Genomic DNA, 14969 nt, shown 5'->3' with positions numbered 1-14969 from the left:
GTGGACCATCGAGTTCCCACCGCTGGCGGTCCGTCCATCGGTAGTTGGGAGCCTGAGTCCATAGGACAGGGTTAATCCGCCTGTACTCAGCCAGTTCGAAATATCCAAGACGGCCGACGATTTCGCTGTGAGTCAGGCTTTGGCTACCTTGCTTCACACATAAAACGTTGGTTTGCAGCCGGATGTTGGGCTTCATGAATCAATCCCGTTCAGCCGGATCAAAAGGGGTACGCCGGTGATGCTTCGGCTATCCGATGAGCCACCAACATTTGATTGTGCAAACACAGTGACAGTGAGCGAATGAGTGATGCCTGAGTATAGTCGCACGACGTCATGTGAGCCCCCGCGGAGCTGACCCAAGCTCTGCTGGCATCGCAGGAACATTGTGCTAAGACTAAGGAAACCCTCGGCGCTTCCCGACATCATGTCAGAGCGCTCGGCGCTCGAAGAAACAATGCCGAAATCGAATATCGCCTCAGGAGCCAGCGCGTCTGTCAGCATGAAATCGGCCACACGGTAGGTCCCTAGACCCAAGTCATGCCCTGCTGGAAGAATTCCGCAGAATGTCCCATCCGACTGCCTGACACCAAAGTCGGAAGCGAGCTGGACCTCGAACCCATACTGGAGCAAACGGCCGCAGCCTCGGCCGGTCAGCTGCTGCGGAGCCGACGTTTCGATCACTTCGATGTCTGGCAGCTTGTCACGGAGCATTTCGCGGATCAGATCGCATTGACAGACTCCTCCCGCAAACAAAACGTGAGTCAGCTGCGAAAGGCTTACAGAGGATCGATACAGAAATTCCAGTATCCGCTCGGCCGCAAGCTGTGACATGTCAGTCGCGGCCCGCACGACGTCGCCGCCTTTTAGAACGAGGGGCTCGTCCAGCCACTTTGGCCAGATCTCTACTTCGTCTTCTTCAGGATAGGCCGACTCGAGAATCTGTCGCTTGTACTGCTCAACATCAACCATGAGCTCATCACGCCATGCCGGCATCTCGGCAAGACGAGCTTTCAGTTTTGGTTGCTGATTGACGAGCGCCAACAGAAGCCGCTCGTCCATTTGTGATCCACCAAGAACTGAAACGTCCCCGTCAACGGCCAGCTCACGAAGTACGTCACCAGTTCGCTTCACAATCGACAGGTCGAGCGTACCGCCGCCCCAGTCCACAACCAGTACGATGCTGTGTTGACTCATTCGACTCGGATCAATTGCACCTACGAGAGCTCCAGTTGGCTCATAGACCAGCCTGGCCCTCTTGAACCCCGCACGCTCGGCACTTCTCAGCAACGCAGCGCGATGTTCCTCTGATACGTTGACTGGAGTCCCGATTACGGCTTCCTCGATCTCATGATCACCAGCCACCCGCCGCGCAAGAGTGCGCAAAAGCTGAGCGACCAGCTTTTCAGTCGACTCGATGTGAGGCCCGATTCTTACGTCACGTTGGCCAAGGCTAAGCTTGAGATCGCGAACGGCAAAGGACTTCTCATCAATACTGCTTAGCGCTGAGTAGGCCTTTTCACCAAAAACAGTTTCCCCATTTCTCCAGGCGCCCAGCGACGGTATCGGCGGTTCTGCCCGAACTCTTCCATCGGGTTCGAGAATTGAGACTGTGGATGTTGTCGTTCCGAGATCGATACCGATCCTCATGACAGGGTTTCGCCAGGGACGCTTGACGTTTCAATTTTTGGGATCTGCTCAGACGCTATGTAGCTGCTGTGAACTAGAAAGCGGACAAAATTATTGAAGTTGGTAACAGCCTGTCTGACTGGCCGCCCTGGATTGGGCGCGCAATTCAGCTCTGCCAGGCAGTCTCTTACCGAAAGCAGCGTTCGAAGTTGCTTGTCGACCAGCTCACGTCTGGTACGCGCGGCCGAGTCGCGTTCGCGCGTGTCAGAATCTTGAATGATTACATCATGCCTCGCTTTGTACTTTTCCAGCTCCAACTGCACGCCCGTGGCGTGGGTCCTAGATTCCTCAATGTCGATCCGAAGCGTCCGCAATTCCTCTTTGAGTCTGACTGATTCTCGTCGCTGAATTTCAGCCTCTCCCAACGACGCCTTCAGCTGACTCTCGAGACTCGACTTCTCTGATTCAAGCCTCCCCGCGCTGATCCTGAGATTCTCGAGTCTTTCCTCGAACCGGGTGGACAAGCGTACGACCAGACCCTGCAAATCTTCGGCAAACCTTGCAGCTTCTGGTAAGAGACCTGATCCAGGAATTGCTGCCTGCTGGGTCGTCAACCTGTGGGCAATCTCCGCGACTGGCTGAGCTGGGTGCGTGGCTTCCGTCGATCTCCTGCCGGCAACGCGAAGAAGCGGTTCGATGCTAAGACGTACTGCAGTAGGAAGCTCATGCGTTTGATTCCCCAGGATTGCGATAAGCGCTGTTGCGCCAGCTTGCGATAGCGAGGCATTCGACTTCGCAGCAATCTCTGGAACAAGAGGCAGCCAGCTGGCGCGGCTACGCGTGAGCTCGGCATGGTGATCCCCGCTTGATAGGGTCGCATCAAATGCAGATACGATGCTTTCGATTGAGGAGAGCGCTTCAAAGTGTATCGAGGGAGAGCCTTTCGCCTTTATGGCCTCAGCCTCCGCGAGCCCGATCAGGCGCATGAACAAAGGTGCCGTCGCCGCGCTGGGAGGCTCGCTGCACAGTGCTTGAGCACAGTCAAAAAGTGACCTCAGGTACCTTGGAAGAAAATCTGGCTTGTTAGCTGCGCCCGGACTTAGCAGCGGCGCAAGAAACTCTACTACCGACGACGGCTGTCTGATTGCACCCTTCGCCTTGCTTCGCTCGCGGAGAGCCTCAAGGAAATCCTTCCTCGTCGCCGCGGACATCTCGATCAGCTCTTGCGTGAGATCAGGTGATAGTTTTCCAGAAGTGTCCAGTCCCTCAAGCACATCATGCGCAAGGGCACTCAGCTGTCCCTTGGCCGCTTTCTTACTCATCTAAATTCCCCAACCAGATTCGGATTTCCGGCGATAGTTGCCCCAGACACGAGTGTAGTTCGGATCCGAGCATTTCAGAGGGGACAGCCTCGAGGGTCCAATGGACTTTGGTGGGGAGTTGTCTCGCCTCTTCAACGGTTCTGGCGTAACCGGCCGCCAGCACAGCAATGCCCTTCATGCGCTCGTGGCGCAGGACACCAGTCGACTGAACGACGACTATTGCCTCGGTAAAATCGTCGGGCCTAAGAACTCCCGCTGCGGCTAAACGCCCCGACAGCATTAGCCAAATTGAACACGTCAGCACTGCAAGGTCCTCGTCAATACCGCGCACCGAAGGCAGTGGGTGATAGGCAATAGATCCTGACTCAATCGTCTCGAGCATTTTCAGCGCTAACCGGGTCGCCGTCTCGGCTTGAGGATTGGCGCCGGTTGCAATCTTTCCGGCAATCCTTCCAGGCAGGCACAAAAGACATGCATCCCTATACCCCTGCAGATACGCATGAAGTATCTCGGTGAGGCAGACAGATGAACCTGTCTCGCGATAGGCTCTTACCAGTCCTTCGATACCATCAAAGCTGCGCATTCTGGGATCTGATGCAGCATCTTTCAGATACGAAACGTGAATTTCTTCTTGCCCGTTCGTTACCCGAATCCGCAGCGGCCCCTCTGACTCATGCGGCATCGCAACGAGCAATGAAAATTCAAAAGATTCTTCGAAATCCGGGCCAGGGTTTGTCCAGAATGATTTGTTCGCGGGTGGCTGGTTGTCGCCCTCCAGCGTAAGCATTAGCTCGCAGGGAAACAGACTTGCCAACCTCAGTTGCACCGCAACCTGCATAAGTCCATTCAACTGTGACGCAACTACCGCTTGCAAATGTCGCACGCACGGTGAAGCGTCAACACTCCACGCCACCTGTTCACTGCCGGAAGCGAACACCAGCGGCGCAGTGTTCGATCTTCTCTCCGCCATGTGCAGTCGAACCTGAGGCAAGAGATCGAATGACTCACTCGTATCAAACTGGAATAACGTGCCTGCAAAATTTACCGCTGAGTGACTCGCGTGAGACAGGACGGGGCGACAACTAATCTCTGTTGGGATCAACGGCTGCGCGAACACCCTGTACCGATAGCCGCACTCTGCGCCGAGTGAATCTCCAACAGTCATATCAAGCAGACGAGGCTTCCACCGGGCCGTTACCTTCCACTCCTCCCCCCGAATTGTGCCAACGCAATATTTCGCCTCAAACGCATCCGGCGCGAGAACAGGAGTATCCGACTCGACCATGATTGAGCGATGCGGAAATTCGAGCTCTAGCCGGGATCGCCTGCTTAGCTGCGAGGACGCCACAGCCGAACTATCCGGAGGCAGGAAAAAGTTGAAAGAGGCCTCTCCAGCAGTAGAGGGGGTTCCGACCCGAATCGCGAGGCAACCTCCTTGCCATATCAGGCCGTTCGACTCGGCGATGTTTCCTATATCGATTGCCGGCTGATCATGGAGGATCGCGAGGTCCGAATTTCTCAGCTTGTGGAAGCACTGTACGTCGCCAACGGCAAGCCAGAGCCCCAGGTCGGAATCACCAATCGGGTCGTGACATCGGAGCGCTGCGTCCTTCGCTCGCTCAACCACTCTGACATTCCCCGCGCCAGCGAAAGACACGTACCCTCTTACTGTCTCTCTATCCGGGAAATAGGACAGCGCCAGCTGCGTTCTGAACTCGACTGTCCATTTCCGGCTTCCGACCTGCACTTCGCCTTGAGAGCCACCCGATGGACCGAGTTCAATTTGCGAATAGGGTCGGCCAGAAACACTTGTTTCGGTACGTGTGATTTCTCGCAGGCCGAAAAGCGTAACGTCGGGAGTAGGTTTCCTCGCTAGAAGGGATGTGCGCCAGTTGTCGCGGCCGGACTTGACCCAGCAGATTGCGGTTGAAGCATTCCGGTAGACATTGCTGCCGCAGACGAGAAATGCATCCTCTTGCAACGGCCACACAGGAACGAGCCTCTGCGCCTCGACTCGACCATCGCGAATCAGGCTGATGTCGATTCTGATCTCCACAGGGGCCAGAATTCGCTCGACTCCCAACGGCCTCAACGTCAGGCCGGCTAAATATCCGTTGCGGACAGATCCCGACCAGACCTCCTTGTTGCCGATACGTAGAATATACCCGTCACCGTCTTCGACGGATGTCCTGATTCTTCCAAGGACCGCCAGGAGGTTTCCATAACGCCACTTGAAGCGGACAGAAACATTCAGTGCGCTTGCTGCGGCAGGGATGGGGTCAACCGACCGACGCCCGAGAAAATGGACGCTGGCAGTGCCTCCTCCGGCATTCGTGAATACAGGTACAGAGCGGGCTTCGCCGAAATCCCGATAAAATTCAGAAAACGGTTCCGCCGAGATCTTGAAGCGATATGAATTCCCGACTTCATGCCACACGTCACGTTCAAGTCTCTCTATATCGATCAGGCTCAACTCATCAATATCAATGATGGAGATGTCCTGCGAAACCTGACGTGTCGATATGGTTGCCCTTCCGAGAGGGAGATCGAAGTGGCTGCTGTACGCGGAGGCTTGTGAACCGTCGGGCCAATGACACTCAATCTTTTTTATGCGGCATAGACGAAAAATCTCGGAGCGTTTCCACGTTGAAGACAGTTTCGAGATCCATTTCAGAAGAACATTCGCCGCCGAAGGCGTTAGGGCGTTCAAATCGGAACCCGCCTCAACAAGCCACCACTGCCTTAACCGATCCCATGACCAGTCGATCATTTCCACGCGATCTGGACATACCGTGATTGCTTCTACCAGCGACATGATTTCGGCGCCGATATGTGCGAGCACTCCCGAGAGCAGCATGGCATCGCGTCTCGATGTCTCATGCTGCGTTTGGATGTAGTCGTGGACTGCGCGAACCGCGGCTTCGGTGCTTGCCCGCTCCTCCATGCAAGGGAGCAATCCAACCAGCCAGCTCAAAAAGCCATTGATGATCTTGTTTCGATCCCTCCCGATCCCGGCTTGTTCCAATATGAGGGTAAGAAAACAATGGTGTACGCCAACTTCTCGAAGTCTGCTCAGCTCCTTTCGATCTGTTACTTCAAGTAGCTCGCGGCCAAATCTTGTCAGTTCTTCCTCTGAAGGATGAGGGTCGCTTTCACGCAGGCGTTTGGATATCTCCCGATGCAGGTCTGGCCAGTAGTAGTTCGCACTAGCTTCGGGAAGGCAGCTCATAGAGATGTTGAAGATGAACTCCCTGAACCGTTTGCGATCTCTCGCGTGGCAATAGGGAGTCGTTGAGGCCATGGCGGCCATCTCGGCCGCAACCTCTGTTAGCCGGGTCTCAGGCCAAGGTTTCGCTGTGGCCCAGTATGGCTGTTTTGAAACGGTCTCGATCACGGCCGAGGCGCCTCAAAGGCCATCTCACATTCGCGGGCAGACAAAGCTATGCCTAAATGTTCCACTGGTTACCCCCCCCGCAACTGATCACGAGCCATGCGCTCTCGCAAGCCGTCTCAACCTCAGATGATTGCTTCGAGATGTTGCCTAGCTACCAGACATTCCACGGACCGTCCGCCGCATCACATCTAGAGCAACTTCAAGAAGGTGCTCAAGTCCATCAGCCAGTCAGTTTGGGAGGTCTTATAACTCCCCTGGACCGATCGCGGGACGACAAGTTGAAGGTTCTTGGCTTTCATCTCTTCCGTCTGGTTTTCGCTGATTGCACTTTCGAGTGTCATGAGATGCTTTCTGGAAATGCGGTCCGCTTCGGAGAGGACCTGCCTCCACCGGTCCTTGCAGGTGCTCTTGACTCCGAGCATGAAGAGTTGATCGGCAGGGAACTCCGGATTTTGATAGTCCATCTGGCTTGGAAAAAGAAAGTCGGGCTTTGCCTTGTTTTCCGTAACCACGGTACGTTGATATCGCTTGCCAAACGACTGGAGGATTACTTCGAAGTGGTTCTCCAGTGCGTAGCCGACCCTGCTCTTGCGTCTGTTCTGAACCGAAAGCGATGTCTTCATGAAGTCATCGACATCACCCCTGAAACTGTGTTGCAGCCAGTCCGCAAGGAAATGGCGCTCAAGCGTACGGAACAGAATTTCCTCCCGCTCCATCCAGGCCATCAGTGCACCATCCGGGTCATCCCTAGGATCGACGTCGCCAAGACTCTCGCGCGCAAATTCCGAAAATTGACGGGTATTCGGAAAGGACCCGTTGAACCTGCGAAGCATCTCGTCAAGAAACGTGTCGTTTGACCTTACAACTTCTACACCGATGGTTTCCAGGATAAAGGTGGCCGATAACCCAATACGGTCCTTCTCTGTTTCAAGTTCAGACCGTACTGAGAAGGTTGGAAACAGGTCATCCGAGAATCCAAACAGCCACTCAAGCTGTCGGGCCGCGCTCGACTCGTTCTCAGCAAAGATGAAAAGAAGCCTTCCATCCTTACATTTTGCAATCACTAGCAAGTCCCCAACGCTGGCGCTCTGGGTTACCTGAGTAGTTGGGAAATAGAATCTTGGCTCGGGGCTGCGGTCAGGATTCTTGGCGCGGACGTCGTAGTAAGTGACTGTCGCTTCCTCTGAAAGTGGTTCGTCACTCTCATCATCCATATAGATGAAACGTGTGGGCCACCTTTCAGTAAATACGGGCAGGCCCATGAAGGACCTCATCGCTTTAACGGTGCCGATCTCGTGCTGGTGGGAGCGGGTAACGTCGATGTCCACCGCAGCAAGCCGTTTGATGGCCACCCCGTCAAAGTACTCGGAAAGATATCCCCGTTTCATTCCTTGAATTCCACGCTCGACGAGTCACTCTTAAGCCAAGCAGCCAGCCGTTCTATGACAGACTCCATCCCCCCCCCTTTGCTCCGTAGAGCGCATTCCCAGACTACCGCTATACGCCAGCCCGTGGAATCCAGGTCGTACAAAGCACGGACATCCCTTTGCCTGTTGCCCTCGATTTTTTCTCGCCAGAAGTCGGGGCGGCTCGCGGGCCACCTAAACAGTCGGCAGTTATGCCCGTGCCAGAAACACCCATGAATGAAGATGACCGCGTTGTATCTGGGCAGTACGAGATCAGGCCGCCCAGGCAAGTCGCGGACATGTAACCGGAACCTGAAGCCCATGGCGTGGAGTCCCCGCCGAACAATCCATTCGGGTTTTGTGTCCTTGCCACGAATGCCGGACATCATCCGGCTCCGCGTAACCTGGTCGACAACATCAGCCATCAGGCAACGAGTAGACGCTCCTGGTGCACGCCGCTTTCCTCTGCCTGCTTCAGCTCTAGAATTCGGGGTGCCATGATCCGGGCGACTTCTGCAATGACTGGCACCACCACGCTGTTACCAAACTGGCGATAGGCCTGGGTATCGCTGACCGGGCTCTCGAACCATTCCGGAAAACCCATCAGCCGTGCGCATTCCCTTGGGGTCAGGCGCCGGGGTCGCTTGCGCGGTTGATGAATCAGGATCTCGCTGCCGTCCTTGTGATAGCGCGCGGACAACGTCCGGGTATGGTGATCATCACCCGGCCTGACCAGGCCGAAGCCAAATCCATTGCCGGCGGCTGCATGCTTGGCCGCGTAGTTCTGCAGGTATGACCAGAGATTGGCTGTCAACGTGTACTTTGGGCTGACCTTTGCATCCGGTCCCATCGTGTAGTGTTTCTCAGCCACTTCGCTGCCGTCCTGTGGATGCAGAATGGTGTCAATGGAAGGGCCTTGCTTGGGCACTCGAAGATCATCCCATGTGAAGTCCGTGGCCTCCCGGAACCCGACAATCAGTATTCGTTCGCGGTGCTGGGGCACCCAATGCTGGCCGTCGATGACCCTGTAGTCGATCTTGTAGCCAAGCTTGTTTTCGAGCACATCCTTGATGACCCGGAATGTGTTGCCCTTGTCGTGGCTCAGCAGGTTTTTAACGTTCTCCAGCAGGAACGCCTTGGGGCGTTTGGCCTCAATGATCCGCTGGATGTCGAAAAAGAGTGTCCCTTGAGTGGTGCATTCAAATCCATGGGCACGGCCGAGCGAGTTTTTCTTGCTTACACCGGCCAGCGAAAACGGCTGACAGGGGAAACCACCCACCAGAACATCGTGGTCTGGAATGTCGTGCGCGTCGACCTGCGTGATGTCCCCGGCAAAGTTGTGCCCCTCGCCGAAGTTCCTGATGTAGGTCTTCTTGCTCCACTCATTCCACTCACTGGTGAAGACGCACTCGCCGCCAGCCGCCTCGAAGCCTAGGCGCGTGCCGCCAATGCCGGCAAAAAGATCAATGAAAGTAAATTTCGACTCGGGCTTTTCTGCCATGTTCTTCTCTTCCAGCATGTTTGCCAGCACCGGTCCGAGCATCAGGGGACATGAAGTCGCCTTGTTCTCCCAGCGCGAAACGGTTCGTATGGTTCGACCAAGGCGGTGGGCAATGTCGGCTTGGGTCAGCCGCTCGCGCACCCTTAAAAGCAGATCATGCGTAGTGTGCACAGCAGTCGTCTCATGGGATGACATGCGGACAGTATGTCTACTTTTTGACCCAGAGGCTAGGGATTTCCCACAGCTCCCCAAATCGACGACTTGACCCGTCGAACTGCCTCGAAAGTGAGTTTTTTTGCCTCAGGAACTCTACATTTGCCTCAAAAACTAACTTTCTTATGCCTAGCGACAAAAACTTTGAGAGGCTGCCCAAAACCTAGCCACGATAGCGCCCCCGAATGTTTCAGGACGGTGGGCAATTCGCTCTTGATTGCCATATCTGGCGTATGAGGCTATAGGCAAGATACGGGGAAAAAGGCTTATTTTCATACAATTATTGGACTATTCGCCCTAGGTGCGATCTCAATGGGACGCCGTGGCGTTTTTTGCAGCGTGCCGCGCAGCCGCACATTTCGGCCCCGATTCTCAGCAGCATTGCTGTCGGGGAGGGTGAAGGTATGGCATCAACCAACCAGGTCACTGTGGCCCACACCACCGTCCCCTTGGCCAGCTCCAAAGCGATGGCGATGCGACCGCCAAAACGCTGGTGCAACCTTCGATTACACCTCGCGGCGCTGGGACGCCGCACACGTGCGATACGTCGATAATGGCGACTACCCGATCGACAACAACCCGATCGAGAACGCGATCCGCCCGATTCCGTTGGGGCGCAAGAACTGGCTCTTCGCTGGATCGGAGACTTCCGGCAAGCGTGCCGCGGCGATCATGAGCTTGCTGGCCACGGCCAAAGCCAACGGTCTGGATTCCCATGCGCGGCTCACCGACATGCTCACGCGCCTCCCAACCACGAAAGACCGCGACATCGACTCGTTGCTTCCGCCCACCTAACCGGAGCGGCTTACGTCACGCCATGTGGCGTGGCCGGACGCTTACGCATCAGTGCCCAGAAACGGGCGGATCGTGGCCGTGATTTGCGCTCGATGCCAAAAAGTTGACACGTGATTTTGTGACTCATCGGATAGGGCACGAACAGGGCTCAAACCGCGCGCACGAAAAACTCGACGCTTGGAGAGCACCAAAGAAATCATCAAAAAAGATGGGGATTGGCGAACGACTTACCCTGAGAATCAATAACTTACCAATTCGCAGGGGCGTTAATTTCATGGTGGCTATGGGTGGACTCGAACCACCGACCCCAGCATTATGAGTGCTGTGCTCTAACCGGCTGAGCTACATAGCCTTGGGTGCCGCCCGGCGCTGTCGTCGACGTGACGTCGACCAGGCGGGGCCCGGCAGTCTAATGGCCCCTGCCTTTCGGTTCAAGTGTTTCGCTTGCCGCCACTTCCTGCGCTGTGGTTGAATCAACCCCAGCTAAGGTGTTCTGGACGCGCGTATTTTAGTCGCGCCAGCAGCCTCAGGAGGCGACATGATTGACGTTGATGGCTACCGTCCGAATGTGGGCATCGTGCTGCTTAATGCAGACGGCCGACTGTTCTGGGCTCGCCGCGTCAATCGTGATGGCTGGCAGTTTCCCCAGGGCGGCATGCGCAGCGACGAGACGCCGCTGGAAGCGATGTACCGCGAGCTCGAAGAGGAAACCGGGCTCGCGCCGCACCATGTGGAGGTGATTGGCGCCACCCGTGGCTGGCTGCGTTACCGCCTGCCGAGCCGCTATGTGCGCCACCACCAGCGCCCGACCTGCATTGGCCAGAAACAGGTGTGGTTCCTGCTGCGTCTCGTAGGCGAAGAGAATGCGCTGCGCCTGGACGCCTGTGAGAAGCCCGAGTTTGATCTGTGGCGCTGGGTGGATTTCTGGTACCCGGCCTCGCATGTGGTCAATTTCAAGCGCCAGGTGTACGAACGGGCGCTGCGCCAGTTCGCGCCGCTGGTCGAGTCCCTGCTCAGCGTCCAGGTGGGCGAGCTGCCCCAGCGTGGCGAGCACGATGCCAACAACCCCCCCCGCAAAGGTTGGGCCGCTGCCTGAACCCAAGGCGAAGGCCGCCTGGGGTCGCCGGGCGATGTGTTGACAATCATTCGCATTTGCGTTCCCATATGTGCCATGTATATCTGCATGTGCAACGCCGTTACCGACCATGACATCCGCCGCGCCGCGGCCGATGGCGTGCAAAGTTTTGCCGAGCTGCAGTCCCGCACGGGGTGTTCCGACTGTTGCGGCTGCTGCGAGCAGGAGGCGCGCGCCACGCTCGATCAGGCGGTCGCCCAAGTGGCGTTCACGCTGCCGATTCTTGCTGTCGCCTGAGTCGGCTTCGAACCTGCGTTAGACCCTTCAGCGCGTGGCCTTGGCCGCGCGTTTTGCTATGGGCAATCCATAGCAATTCTCGTTTCGTCAGCCCTTGTCGGGACGACGTATAGTCGCCTGCTGGAACCGCAAGGAGACTTCTCATGAAGGGCGACGCCAAGGTCATCGAGTTCCTCAACAAGGTGCTCTACAACGAGCTGACCGCCATCAACCAGTACTTCTTGCATTACCGCATGTACAAGGACTGGGGTTACGGCGAACTGGCCGAGCATGAGTACAAGGAATCAATCGAGGAAATGAAGCACGCCGATCATCTGATCGAGCGCATTCTTTTCCTGGATGGTCTGCCGAATCTGCAGCATTTGGGCAAGCTGCGCATCGGCGAGAATGCGCTGGAATGCTTGAAGGGCGACCTCGAGCTGGAATTGGCGGCAGTGAAGGATCTCCGCGAAGCCATCGCCTACAGCGAAGGCATTGCCGACTACATCAGCCGCGACCTGTTCAAAGACATCCTGCACGACGAAGAAGAGCATATCGACTGGCTGGAAACCCAGTTCAGCCTGGTCAAGGACATCAGCGCCGAGCGCTACTTGCAGAGCAAGATGGATAGCTGACTGCCTACGGGCAGGCGAAGCCTCCGTGGCCCGCCTGCCCTACGCCTGAAGCGTGGTCCCGTTCCTTGACGCTCTTGCCACGGCACCGCTATACCTTGCCTTTTCCTGGGAAGGCCGTGCATGGCTTCACGCCCACCACCGCGATTCGTGGTTCGGCCGCTTGACGCGGCCGGGCGGCGTCGGCGCGTGCTGTGGCTGGCTGCGGCCTGGCTAATCAGCCTGCTGCTGGTGGCGCTGATCGTTGGCGCCACGGTGCGCCGTACGACGCCGGCCGCCAAGGAGCAAAGGCAGCTCAAGGCGCTGACCAAGGAAAATGACGATCTCAAGCAGCAGGTCGCCAACCTGCAGCGCGCCAACCAAGTAGGGGATATCGCCACCCGCTCGCTGCGCCAGACCCTGGCGGAACGAGAAGAGGAGATCAGCGGCTTGCGCGCCGACTTGGGCTTCTACTCGCGCCTCACCGGTGGTGATGCCCAGCGCGAAGGACTCAAGGTGCAGGAAGTGCGGCTCCAGCCCGTGGCCAACTCGCAAGCCTGGAATATCACTATCAGCCTCACCCAGAACGCCAAGCGCGGCGAAGACGTGACCGGTACCGCCACCATCAGCGTCGAAGGCCTGCGTGGCGACAAGGTGGTGCGGCTCGACTGGGCCGCGCTCGGCGACGCCGCGCAAAGCGGCGGCATGCCTTTCCGTTTCAAATACTTCCAACAGCTGCATGGCACCATCGTGTTGCCCGCCGATTTCCGCCCCACGCGCTTGCTGATCCAGGGCCAGCCGGCGGGTGACGAAGCCGTCAGCCGGACCGTGACATGGAGCGATGCGCTGTCTGGCCACCTCACCCCGACCCAAGGAGAACAGGATGCTCAACCGTAAGCGCGCCGACCGATCGCCCAGCAGCCACGACACCAGCCTGATTGCACGCGGCACGGTGATCCGGGGCGACGTACGCTTCAGCGGTGCGCTGCACCTGGATGGCCGCATCGAGGGCACGGTGCTGGCGGATGAGGAGCATGCCGTGTTCACGCTGAGCGAGAACGGTGTCGTGCAGGGCGAGATCCGCGTGCCGCACGCCATCATCAATGGCGAGGTGCTGGGCGACATCCATGCCGGCGAGCGGCTTGAACTGGCACCCCAGGCCCGCATCACCGGCGACGTGAACTACCGGACGCTGGAAATGGCCGCCGGCGCCCAGGTCAACGGCCGCATGAGCCATCACGCGGTGGAACTGCTGCGAGAGCTTCCTGCACCGCAGCTGGCTGGCGTCGAGGTGGTGCCGGCCTGATCGCGCTATGCTTGCGCCTCAGCCGCTGTGCCCCCATTAGAACCCCATGGATACCGTCATCCCCTTTCCCACTGTCCCGGACTACCGCAGCGCCGGTGCGCCGCTGGTCTTCACTGAGGCCGCTGCCCGCAAGGTGCACGAGCTGATCGTCGAAGAGGGCAACCCGGAATTGAAGTTGCGCGTGTACATCACGGGCGGTGGCTGTTCCGGCTTCCAGTACGGTTTCACGTTCGATGAAGCCCAGGCTGAGGACGATTTTGCGCTCGATCGGGAAGGCGTCACCTTGCTGGTCGATCCGTTGTCACTGCAATATCTCACCGGCGCCGAGATCGACTACTCGGAAAGCCTCAGCGGCTCGCAGTTCGTCATCCGCAACCCCAACGCCAAGAGCACCTGCGGCTGCGGTTCATCCTTTTCTGCCTGAGCATCGCCCGGGCATGGAACGCACCCGCTTGCCGCGCCTCAATACCTTCGCGGGACTAAGCCTGATCCTTGACCGGGTCGCCGAGCGGCGCGACGAGTCCCTGTGGGTGAACGAGCAGGCGAACTCGGAGCATGCCCGCTACCTGCTGCTGGATGCGCTGGGCCAGACCTACCTGTTGCCCGATCACGAAGCACTGCGCTGGCTCGATAGCGGCGAGCGCGAACACTTGCTGGGCGAGCTCAAGGCGACGTTTCTCGGCTTTGCCGGGGAGCGGCCGCATTTCCTGCTGGCCCTGGACGACGCCGAACGGGCGGGTGAACTGGAGAGCAAGTTGGGCGCGCGCCGCGCCGGCTTGCGCGACGTCGGCCTGCAATTGCCCGCCGACGAGGCCGGCTTGTTTGCTTATGCCAAGGGCTTGGCGCACTGGCAGCGCGAAACGCGCTTCTGCGCGCACTGCGGCGCGCCGGTGATCCTGGTGGCCTCTGGCCATCGCGCGCAGTGCACCAATGCCGCTTGCGGGCGGGTGCATTTCCCGCGCACCGATGCTGCCGTGATTGTCATCGTGGAACACGAAGGCGCCTGCCTGCTGGGCCGTCAGGCTGGCTGGCCGAAGGGCCGTTATTCAACGCTGGCCGGTTTTGTCGAGCCCGGTGAAGCGCTGGAAGACGCCGTGCGACGCGAAGTGGCCGAGGAGTCGGGCGTCATCGTGGGCGAGGTGCACTATCACTCCTCCCAGCCGTGGCCGCTGCCGCAATCGCTGATGGTGGGCTTCACCGCCACCGCCGTGTCACGCACCATTCGCCTGCGCGATCACGAACTGGAAGAGGCGCGCTGGTTTACGCCCCAGGACATCGTCGACGGACTTGCCGATGGAAGCTTCCTGCCCTCGTTGCGGTTGTCGGTGTCCTACCACTTGCTGGCGCATTGGCTGCAGCAACGCGCCGGGCTCGACCTCGACGCGCTGATCGCGCAAACGAAGCGCTGAGTCCTGCCGCGATCGCTAGCGCGGTCGATGCGTAC

13 protein-coding genes, 1 tRNA gene and 1 pseudogene are annotated in these 14969 nt (G+C 57.9%); 8 read left to right on the top strand and 7 right to left on the bottom strand.

Translation table 11 applies throughout. The features are described from left to right. Positions 1–192 precede the first annotated feature (192 nt). The 6 genes from OUZ30_RS00540 to dcm form a co-directional block, all read right to left on the bottom strand. Positions 193–1647, bottom strand: coding sequence for an Hsp70 family protein (locus OUZ30_RS00540; protein ID WP_266180201.1), 1455 nt, complete (start codon positions 1645–1647; stop codon positions 193–195). Beyond that, positions 1644–2948 carry a coiled-coil domain-containing protein gene (locus OUZ30_RS00535; RefSeq protein WP_266180200.1) on the bottom strand — a complete coding sequence of 435 codons (1305 nt, stop codon included), beginning with the start codon at positions 2946–2948 and terminating at the stop codon, positions 1644–1646. The genes OUZ30_RS00540 and OUZ30_RS00535 overlap by 4 nt, the downstream gene beginning before the upstream one ends. After that, positions 2941–6342, bottom strand: coding sequence for a hypothetical protein (locus OUZ30_RS00530; protein ID WP_266180199.1), 3402 nt, complete (start codon positions 6340–6342; stop codon positions 2941–2943). Before OUZ30_RS00530 ends, OUZ30_RS00535 begins: the two co-directional genes overlap by 8 nt. A 188-nt stretch (positions 6343–6530) precedes the next feature. Beyond that, entirely contained in the window at positions 6531–7730 is a 1200-nt protein-coding gene (locus OUZ30_RS00525) for a type II restriction endonuclease (protein ID WP_266180198.1), read from the bottom strand. Continuing rightward, entirely contained in the window at positions 7727–8173 is a 447-nt protein-coding gene (locus OUZ30_RS00520) for a very short patch repair endonuclease (RefSeq protein WP_266180197.1), read from the bottom strand. The genes OUZ30_RS00525 and OUZ30_RS00520 overlap by 4 nt, the downstream gene beginning before the upstream one ends. Continuing rightward, a complete protein-coding gene (gene dcm, locus OUZ30_RS00515) occupies positions 8173–9444 on the bottom strand; it encodes a DNA (cytosine-5-)-methyltransferase (RefSeq protein WP_283255857.1) in 1272 nt (423 codons plus the stop codon). The genes OUZ30_RS00520 and dcm overlap by 1 nt, the downstream gene beginning before the upstream one ends. Positions 9445–9948: 504 nt before the next feature. Here dcm and OUZ30_RS00510 point away from each other — a divergent pair. After that, positions 9949–10257: pseudogene (locus OUZ30_RS00510) on the top strand (IS66 family transposase); the annotation flags it as partial. A 275-nt stretch (positions 10258–10532) separates the two neighbouring features. On the opposite strand, the gene OUZ30_RS00505 reads toward OUZ30_RS00510, so the two are convergent. After that, positions 10533–10609 (bottom strand) — tRNA-Met (locus OUZ30_RS00505). A gap of 186 nt (positions 10610–10795) precedes the next feature. Between OUZ30_RS00505 and OUZ30_RS00500 the strand changes: the two genes are divergently transcribed. The 7 genes from OUZ30_RS00500 to nudC all read left to right on the top strand — a co-directional run bounded on the left by OUZ30_RS00500 (position 10796) and on the right by nudC (position 14934). Next, positions 10796–11353: an RNA pyrophosphohydrolase gene (locus OUZ30_RS00500; protein WP_266180196.1), complete on the top strand. Its 558-nt coding sequence runs from the start codon at positions 10796–10798 to the stop codon at positions 11351–11353. 75 nt (positions 11354–11428) lie between these two features. Next, a complete protein-coding gene (locus OUZ30_RS00495) occupies positions 11429–11629 on the top strand; it encodes a (2Fe-2S)-binding protein (RefSeq protein ID WP_266180195.1) in 201 nt (66 codons plus the stop codon). 143 nt (positions 11630–11772) lie between these two features. Next, positions 11773–12243, top strand: coding sequence for a bacterioferritin (bfr, locus tag OUZ30_RS00490; RefSeq protein WP_266180194.1), 471 nt, complete (start codon positions 11773–11775; stop codon positions 12241–12243). Positions 12244–12363: 120 nt separating this feature from the next. Further along, positions 12364–13116 carry a DUF6776 family protein gene (locus tag OUZ30_RS00485; RefSeq protein ID WP_266180193.1) on the top strand — a complete coding sequence of 251 codons (753 nt, stop codon included), beginning with the start codon at positions 12364–12366 and terminating at the stop codon, positions 13114–13116. After that, on the top strand, positions 13103–13525 hold the full coding sequence (locus OUZ30_RS00480; protein ID WP_266180192.1) for a bactofilin family protein: 423 nt from the start codon (positions 13103–13105) through the stop codon (positions 13523–13525). The genes OUZ30_RS00485 and OUZ30_RS00480 overlap by 14 nt, the downstream gene beginning before the upstream one ends. A 46-nt stretch (positions 13526–13571) precedes the next feature. After that, on the top strand, positions 13572–13949 hold the full coding sequence (gene erpA, locus OUZ30_RS00475) for an iron-sulfur cluster insertion protein ErpA (protein WP_266180191.1): 378 nt from the start codon (positions 13572–13574) through the stop codon (positions 13947–13949). A gap of 13 nt (positions 13950–13962) precedes the next feature. Further along, positions 13963–14934: an NAD(+) diphosphatase gene (gene nudC, locus OUZ30_RS00470; protein WP_266180190.1), complete on the top strand. Its 972-nt coding sequence runs from the start codon at positions 13963–13965 to the stop codon at positions 14932–14934. Positions 14935–14969 lie beyond the last annotated feature (35 nt).

Source organism: Dyella humicola, assembly GCF_026283945.1.
GTDB lineage: Bacteria > Pseudomonadota > Gammaproteobacteria > Xanthomonadales > Rhodanobacteraceae > Dyella > Dyella humicola.
This window is presented reverse-complemented; position numbering and strand designations above follow the sequence as displayed.

Excerpts from the sequence above, each read along its gene's own strand:
- OUZ30_RS00540 (WP_266180201.1), bottom strand. The coding sequence starts at position 1,647 with ATGAGGATCGGTATCGATCTCGGAACGACAACATCCACAGTCTCAATT.
- OUZ30_RS00535 (WP_266180200.1), bottom strand. The coding sequence starts at position 2,948 with ATGAGTAAGAAAGCGGCCAAGGGACAGCTGAGTGCCCTTGCGCATGAT.
- OUZ30_RS00525 (WP_266180198.1), bottom strand. The coding sequence starts at position 7,730 with ATGAAACGGGGATATCTTTCCGAGTACTTTGACGGGGTGGCCATCAAA.
- OUZ30_RS00520 (WP_266180197.1), bottom strand. The coding sequence starts at position 8,173 with ATGGCTGATGTTGTCGACCAGGTTACGCGGAGCCGGATGATGTCCGGC.
- dcm (WP_283255857.1), bottom strand. The coding sequence starts at position 9,444 with ATGTCATCCCATGAGACGACTGCTGTGCACACTACGCATGATCTGCTT.
- OUZ30_RS00500 (WP_266180196.1), top strand. The coding sequence starts at position 10,796 with ATGATTGACGTTGATGGCTACCGTCCGAATGTGGGCATCGTGCTGCTT.
- OUZ30_RS00495 (WP_266180195.1), top strand. The coding sequence starts at position 11,429 with ATGTATATCTGCATGTGCAACGCCGTTACCGACCATGACATCCGCCGC.
- bfr (WP_266180194.1), top strand. The coding sequence starts at position 11,773 with ATGAAGGGCGACGCCAAGGTCATCGAGTTCCTCAACAAGGTGCTCTAC.
- OUZ30_RS00485 (WP_266180193.1), top strand. The coding sequence starts at position 12,364 with ATGGCTTCACGCCCACCACCGCGATTCGTGGTTCGGCCGCTTGACGCG.
- OUZ30_RS00480 (WP_266180192.1), top strand. The coding sequence starts at position 13,103 with ATGCTCAACCGTAAGCGCGCCGACCGATCGCCCAGCAGCCACGACACC.
- erpA (WP_266180191.1), top strand. The coding sequence starts at position 13,572 with ATGGATACCGTCATCCCCTTTCCCACTGTCCCGGACTACCGCAGCGCC.
- nudC (WP_266180190.1), top strand. The coding sequence starts at position 13,963 with ATGGAACGCACCCGCTTGCCGCGCCTCAATACCTTCGCGGGACTAAGC.